This is a genomic window from Pseudomonas sp. NPDC089743 (genome assembly GCF_044748785.1).
GTDB lineage: Bacteria > Pseudomonadota > Gammaproteobacteria > Pseudomonadales > Pseudomonadaceae > Aquipseudomonas > Aquipseudomonas putida_X.
Window position 1 is genome coordinate 56,712 of sequence record NZ_JBIVGS010000009.1, and the last position, 18,680, is coordinate 75,391.

Consider the following 18,680-nt stretch of genomic DNA (forward strand, 5'->3'; position numbering starts at 1 on the left):
CGCCACGATCGGTTTTTCTGGGCCTGCATCGCCGACAAGCCGACCCCCACAGGCGGTTCACAGCTTCGGAAAGTTGTGCACGACCTGTGTGAGCCGGCTTGCCGGCGATTGGGCCGCAAAGCGGCCCCACATTCATGACCCCAATTTGCTCAACGCCTGGTTAAGGGCCAGCACATTGACCACAGGCGGCCCGATCAATGGGTGGAGGGTGGCCTCTTCCAGCAGGGCTTGCAAGCGCTCTACCGGTATCTGGCGCGCCGCCGCCACCCGGGGAATCTGGTAGGCCACGGCCTGCGGTGGCAAATGCGGGTCCAGGCCACTGCCCGAGGTGGTCAGCAAGGCCTGCGGCACCGGCCCCTGCCCAGCCTGGTACAGCTTCGCGGCATCGCCCGTGACCCGTTCAGCCAGCGCCGGGTTGCTTGGCGACAGGTTGCTGGCGCTGCTGGCCACGGTGGCATAAGCCCCCGCCGAAGGCCGCGAATGAAACCAGCCATCGCCCTGGAAATCCTGGGCGATCAGTGCCGAGCCGCGCACCTTGCCCTGCTCATCGCGCACCAGGCTGCCATTGGCCTGCTCCGGAAAAACCACTTGCGCAACCCCGGTCACCGCCAGCGGATACAGCGCACCGGTGACCACTGCCAGCGACAGGATCAGGCTCAGCGCCGGGCGTACATATGTGTTCATGGTGGCCTCCTCAGACCAGGTGCAAAGCGTTGAGCAGCAGGTCGATCAGCTTGATCCCGACAAATGGCACGATGATGCCGCCCAGGCCGTAGATCAGCAGGTTGCGTCGCAGCAGATGAGCAGCACTGGCCGCCTGTACCCGCACACCGCGCAGCGCCAGCGGGATCAGTACGATGATGATCAGCGCGTTGAACACGATGGCCGACAGGATCGCACTCTGCGGGCTGGCCAGGTGCATCAGGTTGAGCACGCCCAGTTGCGGGTAGATGGCGGCGAACAACGCCGGCAGGATGGCGAAGTACTTGGCCACATCGTTGGCGATGGAAAAGGTGGTCAGCGCGCCACGGGTCACCAGCAACTCCTTGCCCACCTGGACCACGTCCAGCAGCTTGGTCGGGTCGCTGTCCAGGTCGACCATGTTGGCGGCCTCGCGCGCAGCCTGGGTACCGTCGTTCATGGCCATGCCCACGTCAGCCTGAGCCAGGGCCGGGGCGTCGTTGGCACCGTCGCCGCACATGGCCACCAGGCGGCCGTCATTCTGCTCCTGGCGGATGCGCGCCAGCTTTTTCTCCGGGGTGGCTTCGGCCAGCACGTCGTCAACACCGGCTTCGGCGGCGATGGCCGCGGCAGTCAGCGGGTTGTCGCCAGTCACCATCACCGTGCGAATACCCAGCTTGCGCAACTCGGCGAAGCGTTCGCGGATGCCAGGCTTGACCACGTCCTTGAGGTGGATCACACCGAGCAGGCGCTTGTCCACGCACACCAGCAGTGGCGTACCACCACTCTGGGCGATGCGTTCAACTTCACGCGTCAGCGCCAGCGGCATTTCCAGGCGCTGCATGCCGACGAAGGCGAGCACGGCATCAACGGCGCCCTTGCGGTAGCAATGCTGCTGGAAATCGATGCCCGACAGGCGTGTCTCGGCACTGAAGGCGACGGCGTTGAACTGCCCCGCGTCCGGCTCGACGAAGTCATGCAACTGGCGCAGGTACTCGACGATCGACTTGCCTTCGGCTGTGTCATCGGCCAGCGAAGCGAGCAAGGCACCTTCGCCCAGTTCCTTGGCAGTCACCCCGGTGGCGGCATGCAGGGCGCTGCAGCGGCGGTTGCCAAAGGTGATGGTACCGGTCTTGTCGAGCATCAGCGTGTGCACGTCACCGGCCGCCTCCACGGCACGGCCCGAGCGGGCGATCACGTTAAGGCGCACCAGGCGATCCATGCCGGCGATACCGATGGCCGACAGCAGGCCGCCAATGGTGGTCGGGATCAGCGTCACCAGCAGTGCAGCGAGGAAAATCAGTGGCAGGCTGCCGCCGGCGAAGTGGGCGAATGGCTGCAGCGTCACCACGACGATCAGGAAGATCAACGTCAGGCCGATCAGCAGAATGTCCAGCGCGATTTCGTTAGGCGTCTTCTGCCGCTTCGCGCCTTCGACCAGGGCGATCATGCGGTCCAGGGTCGACTCGCCAGGGTTGCTGGTGATGCGAATGAGCAACCAGTCGGAAACCAGCCGGGTATTGCCCGTGACAGCCGAGCGGTCACCACCGGATTCGCGGATCACCGGCGCCGACTCACCGGTGATGGCCGCTTCGTTGACCGCGGCGATGCCTTCGAGCACCTCGCCGTCACCTGGGATCATCTCGCCGGCCACCACACGCACTACGTCGTCCTTGCGTAACTGCGCAGCGGCAACGGTCTCGAACGTGCCGTCGCGCGTCCGGCGCTCTGCGGTCAGCCCCTGGCTGCCGGCCTTGAGGCTATCGGCGCGGGCCTTGCCCCGGCCCTCTGCCAGCGCTTCGGCAAAGTTGGCGAACAGCACGGTAAACCACAGCCACAACGCGATCTGCACGGCAACGCCGGTGCTCACGTCACTGCCGGGCGCAAAGCACAGCACGGTGGTCAAGACGGCGGTCAAAGCCACCACCAGCATGACCGGCGAGCGCTTGAGCTGACGCGGGTCAAGCTTGACGAATGCCTGCACCAGCGCCGGGCGCCACAGCGCGGCGAAGCGGGTCTGGTCCTTGGCGCTGTGCCGGGCGTTCACTTCAGGAATGGGCATATTCATGGTCGGTTCCTCAGAAACCCAGGCTCAGGTGTTCAGCGATTGGCCCAAGGGCCAGGGCTGGCAGGAAGGTCAGGCCGCCGACCAGCAGGATGGTCACCAGCAGCAGGCCGGTGAACAGCGGGCCATGGGTCGGGAAGCTGTTGAGCCCTTGGGGCGCGCTTTTCTTCGCTGCCAGGCTGCCAGCCAAGGCCAGGATCGGCAGGATGTAGCCAAAGCGGCCGATGAGCATGGCCAGGCCGATCATCACGTTGTGGAACACTGTGTTGGCGCCGAAACCTGCGAACGCCGAGCCGTTGTTGGCGGCGCCGGAGGTGTAGGCGTAGAGCAACTGGCTGAAGCCATGGGCACCCGGGTTGCTGACCGCGCCGGCAGGGCCTGGCAGGCTGGCGGCGATAGCGCCAAGCACCAGCACGCCGACCGGCATCACCAGCAGGGTTGCCACCAACAGCTGCACTTCCCGAGCCTGCAGTTTCTTGCCGAGGTATTCCGGGGTCCGGCCGATCATCAAGCCGGCCAGGAACACCGCGATCAACACGAACAGCAACATGCCGTAGAGCCCCGCGCCAACACCGCCGAAGATCACCTCGCCGACCATCATGTTGACCATGGCGACCATGCCGGTGAGTGGGTTGAGGCTGTCGTGCATGGTGTTGACCGACCCGTTGGACGCTGCGGTGGTGGTCACCGCCCACAGCACCGAGCCGGTCGTGCCGAAGCGGCTTTCCTTGCCCTCCAGGGGTGCGCTCTGCTGAACCTGCGCGCTGTCAAGCGCCGGGTTGGGCTGGTGCTCCGACCACAGCGCGGTCGCGCCGCCAAGCAGAAACAGGCCGAGCATGCAGGCAAGAATCGCCCGGCTCTGGCGCAGGTCCTTGACGTAATGGCCGAAGGTGAAGACCAGGGCGGCCGGGATCAGGATGATCGAAGCCACCTCGAACAGGTTGCTCCAGGCCGTGGGGTTCTCGAACGGGTGCGCCGAGTTGACACCGAAGAAGCCGCCACCGTTGGTCCCCAATTGCTTGATCGCGATCTGGCTGGCGGCAGGGCCGAGCGGAATCGTCTGGTCAGCGCCTTGCAGGGTCACCGCGTGGGCGTAGTCAGCGAAAGTCTGCGGCACACCCTGCCAGACCAGCAGCAGCGCGAGCACCAGGCAGAACGGCAACAGGCCGTACAGGGTGGCACGGATCATGTCGACCCAGAAGTTGCCAATACTGCTGGCCGAGCGCCGGGCGATGCCGCGGCACAAGGCGACCAGTACGGCCAGCCCGGTAGCGGCGCTGACAAAGTTCTGTACGGTCATGCCAAGCATCTGGCTCAGGTAACTGGCCGAAGCTTCACCGCTGTAAGCCTGCCAGTTGGTGTTGGTGACGAAACTCACCGCGGTGTTGAAAGCCAACGACCATTCCAGGCCGGGCAAGTGTTGCGGGTTGAGCGGCAGGTACCCTTGCAGCAAAAGCACGCTGAAGAGCAGCACGAAGCCGGCCAGGTTGAATGCCATCAGCGCCAGGGCGTACTGCTTCCAGTTCTGTTCCTGATCGGCGCGCACGCCGGCCAGCCGGTAGCAGCCCCGCTCCACCGGCCCAAGCAGCGGCGTCAGCCAAGTCCGCTGGCCTTCCATGACGTTGAAGAAGAACCGCCCGAGCCAGGGTGCCGATAGCAGCACGATAGCGAAAAACGCCAACAGCAACGCGTAGTCATAACTGTGCATGGCCGCTCCCTAGCTGCGATCGGCGCGCAGCAGCGCCATCAGCAGGTAAACCGCCAATGCCACTGCCAGTAGCAGTGACAGCCCGTCGAGCATGTTCATGTGTGGATCTCCCCTGGTTACGGCTTGGGCCGCTTTGGGGGAATTGTCCGAGGGGAAGGCGTAAAGGGGCGAGATCGAGGCGCGGGGCTGGGGATAAAGAATGCGTAAAGATCAGGACGGGCCGTTGCCTGCACCGGCCCATCGGCGGGCAAGCCCGCCAGGGGTCAGGCAGGCTAAGGTTGGGGGGTTGGCTGCCCGGCGTTGCGGCTCCAGTCCAGCAGCAGGCTATACCCCACCGCCAGCAGGGTCGGCCCGATGAACAGGCCAATGAAGCCAAAGGCAATCAAACCGCCAAACACCCCGAGCAGCACGATGACCAGCGGCAGGTTGCCGCCCCTGCTGATCAGGTAAGGCTTGAGCACGTTGTCCACACCACTGATGACGAAGGTGCCCCAGATACCGAGGAACACCGCCATGCCGTACTCACCCTTCCATACCAGCCAGGCCGTCGCGGGTATCCACGCAAGTGGCGGCCCCATGGGGATCAGGCTGAGCATGAAGGTGACCAGGCCCAGCACGATGGCCCCCGGCACACCGGCAATCAGGAAGCCGATCAAGGCCAGCAGTGCCTGTGCCGCCGCAGTACCGATCACCCCGTTCACCACCCGTTGCACGGTGCCCGCTACCAGGTCCAGGTAATACTCGGCACGCTCACCTACAAGGCGGTTCAGCAAGCGCAGGACGAACGCCGCCAGGCGCGGCCCATCGCGGTAGAAAAAGAATACGAACACCAGGCTCAGCGTCAGCTCCAGCACACCGCTGCCGATTTGCGCACTGCGCGCCAGCAACCAGTTGCCGACCTGCCCCAGGTGAGGTTTGACCGACGCGATCAGCGCAGCACCCTGCTGGTCCAGGGATTGCCAGCCGCTGACCAGCCGCTCACCTACCAGCGGAATGCCACCCAGCCATGCCGGGGCATCAGGCAAACCATCGACCTGTACGTCGCGCACGAAGGCAGTGGCGTCCCGAACGTGGTCGGCGAGGTTGAAGCCCAACAACACCAGCGGCAAGGCCACGATCAGGATCCAGGCCGAGGTCAGCAGGCCTGCCGCCAATGTTTCACGCCCACCCAGTGCGCGCGTCAGCAGGCGCATCAGCGGCCAACTGGCAAATGCCAGGATTGCCCCCCACAACAACGCGGAGATGAACGGCGCCATCACCCACAACGTGGCGCCGAGCAAGGTCAGCAGGATAATCTGGATCAGCAGGCGATCATTGTTGGCCATGGTGGCGCTCATTCAACGGATCAGTTCCAGGTGCAGGCCATCGGTGGGGGTATTGCCGACTTCGAGCCGGTTGCTGCGTACGCCGGCCTTGATCAGTTGCTGACGCCAGGCTTCGGCCTGGGCACCGCTGAGGCTGGCGCGCAACGTGATATCCAGCTTCAGGCTGCGCCCCAACAGCGCCACCCACGCAGGCTCAGGTGCCCCCAGGTCGGGGTAGTCGAGCTTGCCAGTGTCGCGCATTTCAAGCAGCACCGTGGCGGGTGTCGGCAGCAATTCACCCAGCGGGCTGCTGGCGACGAACTCTTCCACATGCAGGTAGGCGCGACGGTTGCCGCGGGTTACGGCGTAAAGCGCCACCAGGGTATCGGCCTCTTCGGCGGAGCGGCGCAGAAGGATGAACGCCTGCTGCTCGTCACCGCCATTGAGCCGCGCACTGCCGAATACCTCGTTGCCCCACAGGCTGGCTTCGCCGCAATCGCGGCCCAGACACCAGAACAACGGATAGCCGCCATCGCGCTGCAGTGCTTCACGGGCGCTGGCAAAAGCCTCGCGCGCCGTGCGCTCTTCCGGCAGCTCGTAGGTGATGGAGCTGACCTGGCCCCGGCTCTCGACCTTGTCGTCCACGCGCAGACGGCCGCTGATCTTGCGCAGTGGGCCCATTGGGTAGATGCGTTCCTGCTCGACTCCCGGGCGTTGTTCGACCACTTTGGCGTCCACAGGCACCGGCAGGGCGCCGGCCCACAGCAACGGGCTGACGAGCGCCAGGCAGGCGCCGGCAGTACGAATCATGACGGGCACGCTCATCGGCGACCCGCGCGGCGGCGAGCGCCGTGATGAAGCTCCAGGATGTCTGGCAGTTGCATGGTTGTCTCCCTGTTCAACCCGCCAAGCCTCGACACTTGTCCGGCTCAAGTCAAGCAAAGCCAAAGAAGCGATTGATACAGTCTGCGACAAGGGCCGCACCGTGGTCATCGTTCAGGTGCAGATGATGGCCACCGGGCAGCACCGTCTGTTCAAAGGTTAGCTGCTGCAGCAGCTCAGCGTGGCGCGCCAGCATGCCATCGGCCGCCACCACCAGGCAGGCCGGGCAGTTCACCCGGCGCACGTAGGCCATGGCCTGGGCATGGCTCAAGCGCACCGGCGACGGTAACGTCAGGCGGCTGTCACTGCGCCAACTGTAACCGCCAGGCACCGGCATCAGTCCGCGCTGGGCGAGCAACTCGGCAGCGTCCCGGCTGACCGCGACCATGCCCTTCATGCGCGCCTGCACGCCCTCCTCCAGGGTCTGGTAGACCGACTTGCGTTTGCCATCCAGGCGCAACTGGGCCTGCAGCGCCAACCCCAGGCGCTCGCCGGCATCCTCCTCGGCCCCGGTCGGCGGGATGACACCATCGATCAGCGCCAGGTGGCTGACCCGCTCTGGCAGGGCGGCGGCCAGTTGCACCGAAATGATCGCCCCCAGCGAATGCCCCAACAGGGCAAACCGTTGCCAGCCCAGTTGTTCGGCAACCCGCAGTACATCATGGGCGTAGTCGGCCAGCGCATATCCGGCGCCTGGCGGGCGGTGCTGCGAGTAGCCGTGCCCGGCAAGGTCCAGGGCGAGGATACGCAGGCCTTTCAATTGCGGTGCGAGGCGGGCATAACTGTTGGCGTTGTCCAGCCAGCCATGCAGGGCGATCACCGGCAGGCCATCTTCGGGGCCGAACAGGTGAGCAGCCAGTTCGATATGGCCGAGGCTGAGGCGGATTTCCTCGACATGGGCACTCATGCCTGGCCCCAGCGGTCGAACAGGCCTTTGATCAGGCTGGCAGTGTCTGTCGGCCGCTCCAGCGGGAACATGTGCCCACCGGGCACGCTGTGGTATTCGCCCTTGGGCATGCCGCGCACCGCCAACGTGTGGTGGCGACGAATCACATTGCTGCGCTCCCCCCGCACCATCGCCAGGGGCACCTGAAGCTGCCGTGCAGGGGCCGGGCTGGCGTGAGGAATGCTGCGGTAGATGCTGATCTCGGTAGCCGGATCGAAGCGCAGGCGTACCCCCTGCTCCACGTCTTCCAGGCCATGCTCGAGGTAGGCTTCCAGGCAGTCGGGGTCAAAATGCCGGAACAGCTTCTTGCTGGCGAAATAATCCCGTGCGCTGGCGCGGTCGCTGAACGCTTCTCGCCGGCCCAGGGTGCGGCCAGCAGGGGTAATGCGGTCGATGAAGCCAAAGCGCTTGGCGGTGCGCAGCAACCACTGATCGGCGCGGGTCAGCACCGGTGAGTCAAGCATGACCACACCGCGGTAATACGCCGGGCAGCGCAGGGCTGCATGCAGGTGCAGCACGCCACCGAGCGAGTGCCCGACACCCCACACCGGCTGATCCTGCCTGGCCAGGTGGTGTAAAAGTTCGTCCACCAGGCTCTGCCAGTTCTCGTTCACCGGAAAGCGGGGGTCGTGAGCATGCTGGGGCAAATGCTGCACCTGGTAATCCGGCGCCAGGGCAGCGAACAGCTTGCCATAGGTGGCCGACGGGAATCCGTTGGCATGGGCGAAGAAGATCTGCTGCGACATGGCACCTGGTCCGGTACGGGGATGATGGCCCATTGTCGGCATCCGGCTCGCGCTCGGCAACGCCTGTAAAGGTCATCGGCGAGGGCGATCAGGTCACCGAGGGCTCACCAGGCGGGTATGCGAGCAATCGGCAGAGGGCACGGCAACAGGCACAAAGGCCCGTTGCCGATCACTCAAGGGGCGTGATGCAGGGCCTGCAGGGTCATCAGCCCCGCCAGCGGCCAGTCGCCTTCAAGCTGCGCCAGGCTGGCGGTGCTCAGCGGCGCAGGCTGTTGCGCGTGGCCATGCTCCAGCATGCCCACCAGCGCGCCCACCAACGGCTGGTGGCTGACCAGCAATACCTGCTCAAGCCCCAGGCGTTCGAGTTCGGCGATCACCTCTTGCACGTTGCTTTCCGGCGTCAGCCAGGGCACGGTGCGCACCGGCTCGGCAAAGCCCAGGGTGTCATGCACCAGGGCGGCCGTTTGCTGAGCACGCACGTAGGGGCTGGCAAGGATGGCCTGCAGCGGCTGGCCAAGCAGGTGCGCAGCACTGTGCAGCACCTGCTCGCGGCCGTGGGCAGTCAGGCGCCGTTCGGCGTCGGTGTTGGCCCTGGGCTCAGCCTCACCGTGGCGCAATACCCACAGTTTCACAGTTTAGGCTCCTCGTCGCGTACCGGATGGGGTGCTGGGGCAACGGCATGGGGCGCTTCGCCTTCCGGCGCACGCGGCGTGGGCCAGTCAGCGAAAGGCCACGGTTTGCTGTCGGTATGGAAGGTGCCAAAGCGACCGATCTGCGCCAGATACTGGCTCAGGCTGTCGCCGAAGTTCATCAGGCTGGCGCTCGGCGCGCCGTAGATCAGGCGGTAGATGAGCTGCACCAGCACCAGGCCGCCGAGCAACAGCTCGGCCAATTGCCACACCACCAGAAACACCAGCATCCACAACACGCGCAGGATGATCGACTCGCGCTGGGCGCGCTCAGGGGTATCGTTCATGTGTCGCTCCTTGTTCTGTCCAAAGCCGCTGAAGGCTCAGTTGAAACCGCTGATGGAAATGAAATCGACGTCGGTCTTGGGCTCGGCACGCATCAAGCGCTCGATCACCTGGTTCAGCGTGCGGCCTTCGAAGAGGATGGCGTGCAGCCCGGCCACCAGCGGCATGTAGACCTGGACCTCCTCCGCCTTGGCCTTGAGTACCTTCAGGGTATTGACCCCTTCGGCCACTTCGCCCAGGCGAGTGACTGCCTGCTCCAGCGTCAGGCCCTGGCCCAGGGCGTGACCGACCTGGTAGTTGCGGCTCTTGGGCGAAGAACAGGTGACGATCAGGTCGCCGACCCCGGCAAGGCCGAGGAAGGTCATGGGGTTGGCACCCTGGCTCACGGCGAAACGGGTCATTTCGGCCAGCGCCCGGGTAATCAGCATGCTCTTGGTGTTTTCGCCCATCCCCAATGCCACGGCCATGCCAGCGATGATCGCATAGACGTTCTTCAGGGCACCGCCCAGCTCGACACCAAAGCGGTCGCTGCTGGCGTAGACACGGAAGGTACGCCCGTGCAATACCGCCTGCACGCGCTGGCAGAGGTCTTCATCTTCGCTGGCGACCACGGTAGCGGTCAGCGCATGCTCAGCGATCTCGCGGGCCAGGTTTGGCCCGGACAACACACCGATTCGTGCATCGGGTGCGATTTCTTCGAGGATCTGGCTCATCAGCTTGAAGCTCTGTGCTTCGATGCCTTTGGTCAGGCTGACCAGGCATTTGCCGCGCAACAGCCCGGCATGCGGGGCCAGGACGCTGCGCAAGGCGCTGGAAGGCAGCGCAACGAAGATCAGGTCGCTGCTGTGCAACGTGGCCAGCAGGTCGTTGACCGGCTCGACGCCGTCATGCAGGCGGATGCCTTTGAGGTAGCGCGGGTTCTCGCGATTGATGCGCATGGCCTCGGCCTGCTCAGGGTCACGCATCCATTGGCGCACCGGCACGCCGTTCTGCGCCAGCAAGTTCGCCACTGCGGTGCCGAAGCTGCCGCCTCCCAGAACTGCAACAGGGTGCTGTTCAGTCATATTCAATCCGTTAAAGCCATTAGTTAATTGGCGACGGGGTCCATTATACGACCAAGCCAGGGATTGCGAGCTACAAGCTGCAAGCCGCAAGCTGCAAGCTGCAAGCTTCAAGCTTCAAGCTTCAAGCCATAAGAAAACCTTGTGGCCAGTGAGGTCGCTGTTTCTTGCAGCTTGCAGCTTGCAGCTTGCAGCTCGTAGCTTGCAGCCCGCAGCCCACCGTTTGGCTGGCAAAAGCTCCATGGTCAGTTAACATGCCTGTTTCAACTCTGATACAAGGCCGTATCGTGTTCCCTGGCACGCCTCCCTACCCTCGCCTGTTGCTGCTCACAGCATTGCTCGGCAGCCCGGCCGTGGCCGACGACCTGTTCATCGACAACGCCGACCTGCCACAGGTTCTGACCGCCACGCGGCTGAAACAGTCCCCGGCCGCCGTGCCGGGCAGCATGACCGTGCTCGACAGCGAACTGATCCGAGCCAGCGGCGCCCGCGACATTCCCGAACTGCTGCGCCTGGTGCCGGGGATGATGATCGGCTACGGCGCCGGCAACCAACCGACCGTCAACTACCACGGCACCAACGTCAACGAAGCCCGACGCATGCAGGTGCTCATCGACGGCCGCTCGGTGTACCGCGCCGGCCTGGCCACGGTGGACTGGAGCGACATCCCGGTGGCGCTGGAGGACATCGAACGCATCGAGGTGTTCCGCGGCCCCAACACCGTCAGCTACGGCGCCAACGCACTGATGGCGGTGGTCAACATTCTCACCCGCAATCCCGCCGACAGCCACGGCACGCGCATGAAGCTGACCCGCGGCCAGGATGGCATCGATGACTACTACCTCAGCCACGGCTTCGGCTGGGACGGCGGTGACCTGCGCCTGTCGGTGTCGGGCCAGAAAGATGACGGCTTCGATGAAAACCAGTTCGGCCAGGATTACCGCGACAGCCGCCGCCTGAACCGCTTCAACCTCAGCGTCAGCCACAACCTGGCGACAAACCAGACACTGGAATGGCAACTGGCAGCCAAGGAAGGCAGCAACCAGCGGCCCTATACCTACCAGCCCGTATTCCCCTTCGTCACCGAAAGCGGCAACAATGCCGACGTCAACGCCAAGGACTACGCAGGCTCCGTGCGCTGGAACATCGACTTCAACCCTGACCACAGCCTGTACGTGCAGGGCTCGGCTCAGCACTTCGACCGCCAGCAGGTCTGGCGCGCCTGCGACGCAGCGCTGTCGTTCAGCCCGGAACTGACCCGGCTGTGGCAGCTCAACCCGAATTTCGCCGAGCAGGTCGCCCGCGGCGCCAACAACCCGCCCAACAGCAGCAACCCCGAAGAGCAGGCGCTGGTCGATGCCATCAAGGACCAGTGGAACAACCAGGGCGGCAGCAACGTGGTGTGCGGCGATGTCGACCAGAGCACCCGGGAAACCCGCTACGACCTGGAAATCCAGGACACCCTGAGCCTGACCGAAAACCTGCGCCTGCTCAGCGGCATGAACTACCGTTATGACCGCGCCGACTCGCAGACGTATTTCGACGGCGGCCTGGACGATCAGACCTGGCGCCTCTTTGGCCAGTTGGAGTGGCGCGCGGACGAGCATTGGATCGTGCAGGGCGGCGCGATGTTCGAAGATTCGCAACTGTCCGGCAGCTCGCTGTCACCGCGCATGGCGGTCAACTACCTGATCACCCCACGCCACGGCTTGCGTGCGGTGTATTCCGAGGCAGTGCGCTCCCCGGACATGTTCGAGAACAACGTCAACTGGAGCTACACGGTCACGAACCTGACCCCTACTGCGTTCGGCCAGCAGAACGGCGAGTATTTCGTCAAGACCCGCGGGCCGGGCGACCTCGACCAGGAACGCATGCGCTCACGTGAGCTGGGCTACAACGGCCAGTTCAGCGATATCGACCTGAACATGGATGTGAAGCTGTTCTACGACGAGATCACCGGAATGATCAGCGAGCCACTGCGCAACAACCAGTACATCGCCAGTAACGCCAACAAGGCCCGATTCAGCGGCAGCGAGGCACAGCTGGACTGGCGACCCACCCGGCGCGACCGCCTGCGGCTCACTTATGCCTATGTCGATGCCTGGGCCAGCAACCCCGCCGACAGCGCCAACACTGCCCGCAACAGTGGCTCGGCGGGGTGGATGCGCGAATGGGGTGATGGCTGGTCCAGTGCGCTGTTCTACTACGGGGACGATGCACTCAACCAGTACCGCTACGAGCGCCTCGACCTGCGTCTGGCCAAACGCTTTCGTATCCAGGGCAGCACCCTCGAACTGGCCGCGTTATGGCAGCAGCGCCTGGACGACGAACCGACCACCACCGTGCAGAACCGCTATGACAGCCGTCACCGCCTGAGCGTCAGCGCGGAGCTGGAGTTCTGATGGCCCGTCTGCTGCGCCTGCTGGTGTTCTGCCTTTGGCCAATGGGTTCGCTGTCCGCCAGCGAAATCCTGTTGGTCGGTGGCGAGGAACAGCCCGGCATCCGCAGCTTTGTCGCAGCGCTCGAAAGCCGCCGCAGCCACGATCAGGTAAGGTTTCAGACCGTCGACCAACTGCCGCGCCCAGGCAAGCTGCCGGCCGACCTGCGCCTGGTGCTGATTGACAGCGCCGCACTGGAGTGGCGCCTGGCCGAGAGCAAAGGCCCGCCGGCCTTGGCCATGCGCATCAGCCGCGTAGAGGCCGAGCAGCGCCTGGGAAAGTCGCGACCGGCGTACTTGACCCTGCTGTGGAGTGATCCGCCCCTGGCCCGCCAGCTGCGCCTGGCCCGCTACCTGTTGCCGCAAGCCCAACGCATCGGCGTGCTGTACGCAGAACACAGCCATTTTCTGCTTGACGAGCTGCGCCAGGCAGCCCGGCCTCTGGGGCTGGAAATCGTCGCCCAACAATGGCCGGACCAGCGCGACAGCCGGCCGCTGCTGAATCTGTTGGGCAACAGCGACGTGCTGCTGGGCCTGGAAGACCCCGACCTCTACAACTCCAAGACCGCCAAGAACCTGCTGCTCAGCAGCTACGGCCGGCAGATGGCGGTGATCGGCCCGAACGCCGGTTTTGTCCGCGCCGGTGCTCTGGCCAGTACCTACAGCGACCAGGAAGACTGGCTGGCGGTGCTCGACCAACTGCTCGACCGCCCGCCAGCGCAATGGCCGCGCAGCCTGTACCCCGACCGCTTCGGGGTCAGTGGCAACCAGCAGGTGGCTCGCGCCCTGGGCCTGGAACCGATCGATCCAAACGCCACTGCCAAGGTTTTGGCCGAAGGAGAACCCACCCCATGAGCAAACGCCTGAGCTGGGATATCCACACCCGCACCCAGATCATCAGCCTGGGCCCTGCGCTGCTGCTGACGTTGCTGCTGATCAGCTTCTTCACCTTCGTGCGTATTCAGGACCTGCGTCAGGAGCTCAACCATACCGGCCAACTGATCGCCAACCAATTGGCCCCGGCATCCGAATATGGGGTGATTTCAGGCAACAACGAAGTACTCGAGGGGTTGATGCGCGCCACCCTGAGCATTCCACATGTGCGCTTTCTGGAAGTGCAGGACAGCCGCAACCATATCCTCGTCTACGTCGAGCAGGCCGACGAAAGCACCAACCGGGCGCAGCGGGTAGAGGTATTCCAGGCTCCGATCCGCCTTCAACAGATCCGCCTGGACAGTGACTTCCTGCAGCAGGGCAAGGCGCCATCGCCGGCGATCGGGGACGATTATCTGGGGCGGGTGATCGTCGGCATGTCGGACGACGCCTTCAGCCAGCGCCAACAGGAGATCGTCATCAAGGCCGGCATCCTGGCACTGTTCGCCCTGCTGTTCACCTTCCTGCTCGCACGCCGGCTGGCCATGAGCCTCGCAAAGCCGATCAGCGACATGGGCCATGCGGTCAAGGCCATTCAGCAAGGTGACTACAACACCCCGCTGCCAGTGGTCGACGACAGCGAACTGGGGCACCTGGCGCGCCACATCAACAACCTGGCCAGCGCCCTGGAACAGGCCAGCGCCGAACAGAAGCAAGCCATTGCCCAGTTGATCCAGGCCCGCGAGGAGGCCGAGCAGGCCAACGGCGCCAAGTCGGAATTCCTGGCGATGATGAGCCACGAGTTGCGTACCCCCATGAATGGCGTGCTGGGCATGCTGCAACTGCTCGAAACCACCCAGCTGACCAGCGAGCAGGCCGAGTACACCGCTGTGGCCAGCGAGTCCACCGGGCACTTGCTCAAGGTGATCAACGACATTCTCGATTTCTCCCGGATCGAACGCACCACCCTGCAACTGGAGCATATCGACTTCAACCTCGCCGACCTGATCGCCAGCAGCGTGCAGTCCTTCCAGCACAGCGCACAGCAACGGGGCCTGGACCTGCAACTGCAATTACCGCCCCAGAGCCAGCAGCTGCAGGTGGTCGGCGACCCCACGCGCATCCGCCAGATCCTCCTCAACCTGGTCGGCAATGCCTTGAAGTTCACTGAACGGGGCCAGGTGCAGGTCGAGGCTCGTTGGCAGGCGCTCGATCGTCAGACGCTCTGGTTCACCTGCAGCGTGCGCGACACCGGTATCGGCATCGACAGCGAACGCCTGGAAATGATGTTCGTCGCCTTCCAGCAGGCCGACAGCTCGATTTCACGGCGCTATGGCGGTACCGGCCTGGGGCTGTCCATCGCTCGTACCCTCGCTGAACGCATGGGCGGCACGCTGCGCGGGGAGAGCCACGAAGGGCTGGGCTCGACCTTCACCCTGGAAATGCCGCTCGCTCTGGCCAGCTCTGCTGCTGCGGCATTGCCCGGCGCGCTGGCGGCTCACACCCCGCTCGCCCAAGGCGAACGGATCCTGCTGGTGGAGGACAATCCGGTCAATCAGAGCGTTATCGAAGCCATGTTGCGCAGCCTGGGCCTGGAGGTCAGCGTGGCCCAGGACGGCATCCAGGCCGTGGAAAAGGTCAGCCAGCAGCGCTTTGCGGCCATCCTGATGGACTGCCGCCTGCCACAGCTCGATGGTTATGAAGCCACCCGACGCATACGCCTGCTGCCCAACGGCGGCCAGCTACCGATCATCGCCCTGACCGCCAACGCCCTGCAGGGTGACCGGGAGCGCTGCATGGCCGCCGGCATGGACGATTACCTGAGCAAACCGTTGCGTCGCACTGACCTGCAGCAGGTGTTGCAACGCTGGCTGCCTGGCCGGACAGTCGCGACTGGCGATAAATGCTAAAGTGCGGCAGTCTTAAGGACTGGACAGGACCGTCATCGGCCCTGAAAATAGACGTTTCAGTGCACACCTGTACTTCTTTCGCCAGGTGCGCTGTGACTTTCACTACAACGCAATAGTCTACCTGTAGGCTGCCGCCCGGACTGATGCCGGGTTGGCCGGGAAGATTCATCCCCTGCCACAGGGGGTTATTGAGGAGCTCGCATGACCAAACAACACGCCTTTACTCGGGAAGACCTGCTGCGCTGCAGTCGCGGTGAGCTGTTCGGCCCAGGTAATGCGCAACTGCCCGCGCCGAACATGCTGATGGTCGATCGCATCACCCATATCAGCGAAGAAGGCGGCAAGTACGGCAAAGGTGAATTGGTCGCCGAGCTGGATATCACCCCGGACCTGTGGTTCTTCGCCTGCCATTTCGAAGGCGACCCGGTAATGCCTGGCTGCCTGGGCCTGGATGCCATGTGGCAGCTGGTTGGTTTCTTCCTGGGCTGGCAGGGCCTGCCCGGCCGTGGCCGCGCCCTGGGTTCGGGTGAAGTGAAATTCTTTGGTCAGGTGTTGCCCACCGCCAAGAAAGTCACCTACAACATTCACATCAAGCGCGTCCTGAAGGGCAAGCTGAACATGGCCATCGCCGATGGCTCGGTCAGCGTTGACGGCCGCGAGATCTACACTGCCGACGCCCTGCGGGTCGGCGTGTTCACCTCCACTGACAATTTCTAAGGGTTATTCGCATGCGCCGCGTCGTTATAACTGGTCTGGGCATCGTATCGTGCCTGGGCAATGACAAAGCTACCGTCACCGAAAACCTGCGCAACAGCCGTCCGGGTATCCGTTACAACCCGGAATACAAGGAACAGGGGCTGCGTAGCCAGGTTTCCGGCTCCATCGACCTCAACCTCGAAGAACTGATCGACCGCAAGGTCTACCGCTTCGTTGGCCACGCTGCGGCGTACGCCTACCTGGCGATGCAGGACGCGATCAAGGACGCCGGCCTGACCGAAGAGCAGGTTTCCAACCCGCGTACCGGCCTGGTGGCTGGCTCCGGCGGGGCCTCGACCCTGAACCAGATGGAAGCGCTGGACACCCTGCGTGAGAAAGGCGTCAAGCGTGTCGGCCCCTACCGCGTCACCCGCACCATGGGCAGCACCGTCTCGGCGTGCCTGGCCACCCCGTTCAAGATCAAGGGCCTGAACTACTCGATCTCGTCGGCCTGCGCCACCTCGGCACACTGCATCGGCACCGCCCTGGAGCAGATCCAGTGGGGCAAGCAGGACATCGTCTTCGCCGGTGGCGGTGAAGAAGAGCACTGGAGCCAGTCGTTCCTGTTCGATGCCATGGGTGCCTTGTCGACCAAGCGCAACGATACGCCAGAACTGGCTTCGCGCGCTTACGATGCCGACCGTGATGGCTTCGTCATCGCTGGCGGCGGCGGTATGGTCGTGGTCGAGGAACTGGAACACGCCCTCGCCCGTGGCGCCAAGATCTACGCCGAAATCGTCGGCTACGGCGCGACCTCCGACGGCTACGACATGGTTGCCCCAAGCGGCGAAGGTGCCATTCGCTGCATGCAGCAGGCACTGGCCACGGTCGACACCCCGATCGACTACCTGAACACCCACGGCACCTCGACGCCGGTCGGCGACGTTGCCGAAATCAAAGGTGTTCGCGAAGTGTTCGGCGACAAGGCGCCCAAGATCAGCTCGACCAAGAGCCTGTCGGGCCACTCGCTGGGTGCTGCTGGCGTGCATGAGGCGATCTACTGCCTGCTGATGATGGAGAACAACTTCATCGCCGGTTCCGCCAACATCGACGAACTGGATCCGGAAGTCGCTGACCTGCCGATCCTGCGCAAAACCGAAGAAAACGCCAAGATCGACACGGTCATGAGCAACAGCTTCGGCTTTGGCGGCACCAACGCCACCCTCGTGCTCAAGCGCTGGACTGGCAAGTGATGCTTTGACGCTGTAAATGAAAACGCCCCGACTGGTTCGGGGCGTTTTCTTTTGTGTATGCCTGTGCCGCGCAGCGCTGCGGGCAGAGCGTCAGCGAGCCTTGGGCAAGACCGCCAGGAAGTTGTCCCGCGCCACCTGCTGCGCCACCTCCTGCGGCAAAGCATCCAGAAACGGCTCGAAGCCGTGCATCTGCTCCCCCACGCTGCCAAACTTGCCCACCACGTCAGACCCGAGCATGAAGCGCTCAGGGAAACGCTCGACCAGCGCCAGCCACGCCTTGCGCGGCACACCCTTGTCATCGAGCAGGTACGGCTTGAGCACAGTCCAGGACAAGTCGATATACAGGTTGGGGTAGTCCTCGAGCAGGCGTGTCAGCACCGGCAATAAAAAATCCATCTGCGTCTGATGCCGATGAATCTCCATGCTCGTGCCCGCGTGTGCCCAGATGAACCGAGTATGCGGATGATTACGCAACGGTTCTTCGATCTCGGCCAGGTAAAGCGGGTTGCGCTCACGCTTTGAGGTGATGTTCGAATGCAGCAGCACCGGCATGTCGCGTTCGGCTGCCAGGTGATAGATACGCGTCATGGCCTCGTTGTTGGCGCGGGGCGTGTCCCCGCTGGTGAGCGCAGTGAGGTCGTCGTGCCGGGTGAAGACTTCACCTATGCCCTGCCAGAGCCCAGGGTAGAGATCGAGCATGCGCTCGATATGGCTGACCGCATTCTTGTCTACCGGATTGAAACCGGTCAGGAAAGGGTGAAAGCGCTTGCGCTGCTCCGCCGGCAGCTTCTGCAGCGCCGCCGCCACGTAGGTGTCGGTTGCGCTGTACCAGTAGGCATCGGCGTCGTCACCGGCGTAGTAGCGCGGCCGCTTGGGCTCATCCTCGTGCCATTTCTTGGCCACCGGAATACCGGAAATCATCGAGTGATCGACACCGGCTTCATCCATGGCCTTGATCAGTGCAGACATGCCTTCAGTCTCCTGAAAGAAGTCCACATAGTGCAGGTGGGCGTCACTGTAGCGATAATCACGTGCCTGTGCCGCCTGGCACCACGTTACGCACAACAACAGGCAGGCCAGCACTCTGGCAATCATGGGGCAGCATCCTTCTCTGGGTATGAGCAGAATAGACCTGACGGGCTAG

The 18,680-nt window shown here is 64.0% G+C and carries 17 protein-coding genes; 5 read left to right on the forward strand and 12 right to left on the reverse strand.

The features are described 5' to 3' along the window. Positions 1-132 precede the first annotated feature (132 nt). The 11 genes from kdpC to ACIPZC_RS17145 form a co-directional block, all read right to left on the reverse strand. On the reverse strand, positions 133-684 hold the full coding sequence (kdpC, locus tag ACIPZC_RS17095) for a potassium-transporting ATPase subunit KdpC (RefSeq protein ID WP_400628348.1): 552 nt from the start codon (positions 682-684) through the stop codon (positions 133-135). 10 nt (positions 685-694) lie between these two features. Further along, positions 695-2,749 (reverse strand): potassium-transporting ATPase subunit KdpB, encoded by a 2,055-nt coding sequence (gene kdpB, locus ACIPZC_RS17100; protein ID WP_400628350.1) that lies wholly within the window; start codon positions 2,747-2,749, stop codon positions 695-697. A 10-nt stretch (positions 2,750-2,759) separates the two neighbouring features. Further along, positions 2,760-4,454, reverse strand: coding sequence for a potassium-transporting ATPase subunit KdpA (gene kdpA, locus ACIPZC_RS17105; protein WP_400628352.1), 1,695 nt, complete (start codon positions 4,452-4,454; stop codon positions 2,760-2,762). Positions 4,455-4,463: 9 nt separating this feature from the next. Continuing rightward, positions 4,464-4,553 carry a K(+)-transporting ATPase subunit F gene (gene kdpF, locus ACIPZC_RS17110; RefSeq protein ID WP_039602773.1) on the reverse strand — a complete coding sequence of 30 codons (90 nt, stop codon included), beginning with the start codon at positions 4,551-4,553 and terminating at the stop codon, positions 4,464-4,466. A 173-nt stretch (positions 4,554-4,726) separates the two neighbouring features. Next, a complete protein-coding gene (locus tag ACIPZC_RS17115; protein ID WP_241807028.1) occupies positions 4,727-5,779 on the reverse strand; it encodes an AI-2E family transporter in 1,053 nt (350 codons plus the stop codon). A gap of 12 nt (positions 5,780-5,791) precedes the next feature. After that, complete coding sequence (locus tag ACIPZC_RS17120; RefSeq protein WP_400628354.1) at positions 5,792-6,583, reverse strand: DUF4892 domain-containing protein; 792 nt, start codon at positions 6,581-6,583, stop codon at positions 5,792-5,794. 109 nt (positions 6,584-6,692) lie between these two features. Then, positions 6,693-7,547, reverse strand: a complete 855-nt coding sequence (locus ACIPZC_RS17125) for an alpha/beta hydrolase (RefSeq protein ID WP_400628356.1) — start codon at positions 7,545-7,547, stop codon at positions 6,693-6,695. Then, complete coding sequence (locus tag ACIPZC_RS17130; protein WP_241807031.1) at positions 7,544-8,332, reverse strand: alpha/beta fold hydrolase; 789 nt, start codon at positions 8,330-8,332, stop codon at positions 7,544-7,546. Before ACIPZC_RS17130 ends, ACIPZC_RS17125 begins: the two co-directional genes overlap by 4 nt. 173 nt (positions 8,333-8,505) lie before the next feature. Further along, complete coding sequence (gene sixA, locus ACIPZC_RS17135; protein ID WP_241807032.1) at positions 8,506-8,964, reverse strand: phosphohistidine phosphatase SixA; 459 nt, start codon at positions 8,962-8,964, stop codon at positions 8,506-8,508. Beyond that, the gene (locus tag ACIPZC_RS17140) at positions 8,961-9,308 is read right to left on the reverse strand and encodes a DUF4389 domain-containing protein (RefSeq protein WP_046785237.1); all 348 of its coding nucleotides are present in this window, start codon (positions 9,306-9,308) and stop codon (positions 8,961-8,963) included. The genes sixA and ACIPZC_RS17140 overlap by 4 nt, the downstream gene beginning before the upstream one ends. A 36-nt stretch (positions 9,309-9,344) precedes the next feature. After that, a complete protein-coding gene (locus ACIPZC_RS17145) occupies positions 9,345-10,370 on the reverse strand; it encodes an NAD(P)H-dependent glycerol-3-phosphate dehydrogenase (protein WP_400628357.1) in 1,026 nt (341 codons plus the stop codon). A gap of 251 nt (positions 10,371-10,621) precedes the next feature. Between ACIPZC_RS17145 and ACIPZC_RS17150 the strand changes: the two genes are divergently transcribed. From ACIPZC_RS17150 to fabB, 5 genes are all read left to right on the forward strand, one after another. After that, positions 10,622-12,769, forward strand: coding sequence for a TonB-dependent receptor plug domain-containing protein (locus ACIPZC_RS17150; protein ID WP_400628359.1), 2,148 nt, complete (start codon positions 10,622-10,624; stop codon positions 12,767-12,769). Then, on the forward strand, positions 12,769-13,659 hold the full coding sequence (locus tag ACIPZC_RS17155) for an ABC transporter substrate-binding protein (protein WP_400628361.1): 891 nt from the start codon (positions 12,769-12,771) through the stop codon (positions 13,657-13,659). The genes ACIPZC_RS17150 and ACIPZC_RS17155 overlap by 1 nt, the downstream gene beginning before the upstream one ends. Continuing rightward, the gene (locus ACIPZC_RS17160) at positions 13,656-15,587 is read left to right on the forward strand and encodes an ATP-binding protein (protein WP_241807036.1); all 1,932 of its coding nucleotides are present in this window, start codon (positions 13,656-13,658) and stop codon (positions 15,585-15,587) included. The genes ACIPZC_RS17155 and ACIPZC_RS17160 overlap by 4 nt, the downstream gene beginning before the upstream one ends. Before the next feature lie 201 nt (positions 15,588-15,788). Then, a complete protein-coding gene (gene fabA / locus ACIPZC_RS17165; protein WP_241807037.1) occupies positions 15,789-16,304 on the forward strand; it encodes a 3-hydroxyacyl-[acyl-carrier-protein] dehydratase FabA in 516 nt (171 codons plus the stop codon). An 11-nt stretch (positions 16,305-16,315) separates the two neighbouring features. Then, positions 16,316-17,536 carry a beta-ketoacyl-ACP synthase I gene (gene fabB, locus ACIPZC_RS17170; protein ID WP_241807038.1) on the forward strand — a complete coding sequence of 407 codons (1,221 nt, stop codon included), beginning with the start codon at positions 16,316-16,318 and terminating at the stop codon, positions 17,534-17,536. A 90-nt stretch (positions 17,537-17,626) separates the two neighbouring features. Here fabB and ACIPZC_RS17175 read toward each other — a convergent pair whose 3' ends face one another. After that, complete coding sequence (locus ACIPZC_RS17175; protein WP_267817417.1) at positions 17,627-18,631, reverse strand: amidohydrolase family protein; 1,005 nt, start codon at positions 18,629-18,631, stop codon at positions 17,627-17,629. Positions 18,632-18,680: the final 49 nt, after the last annotated feature.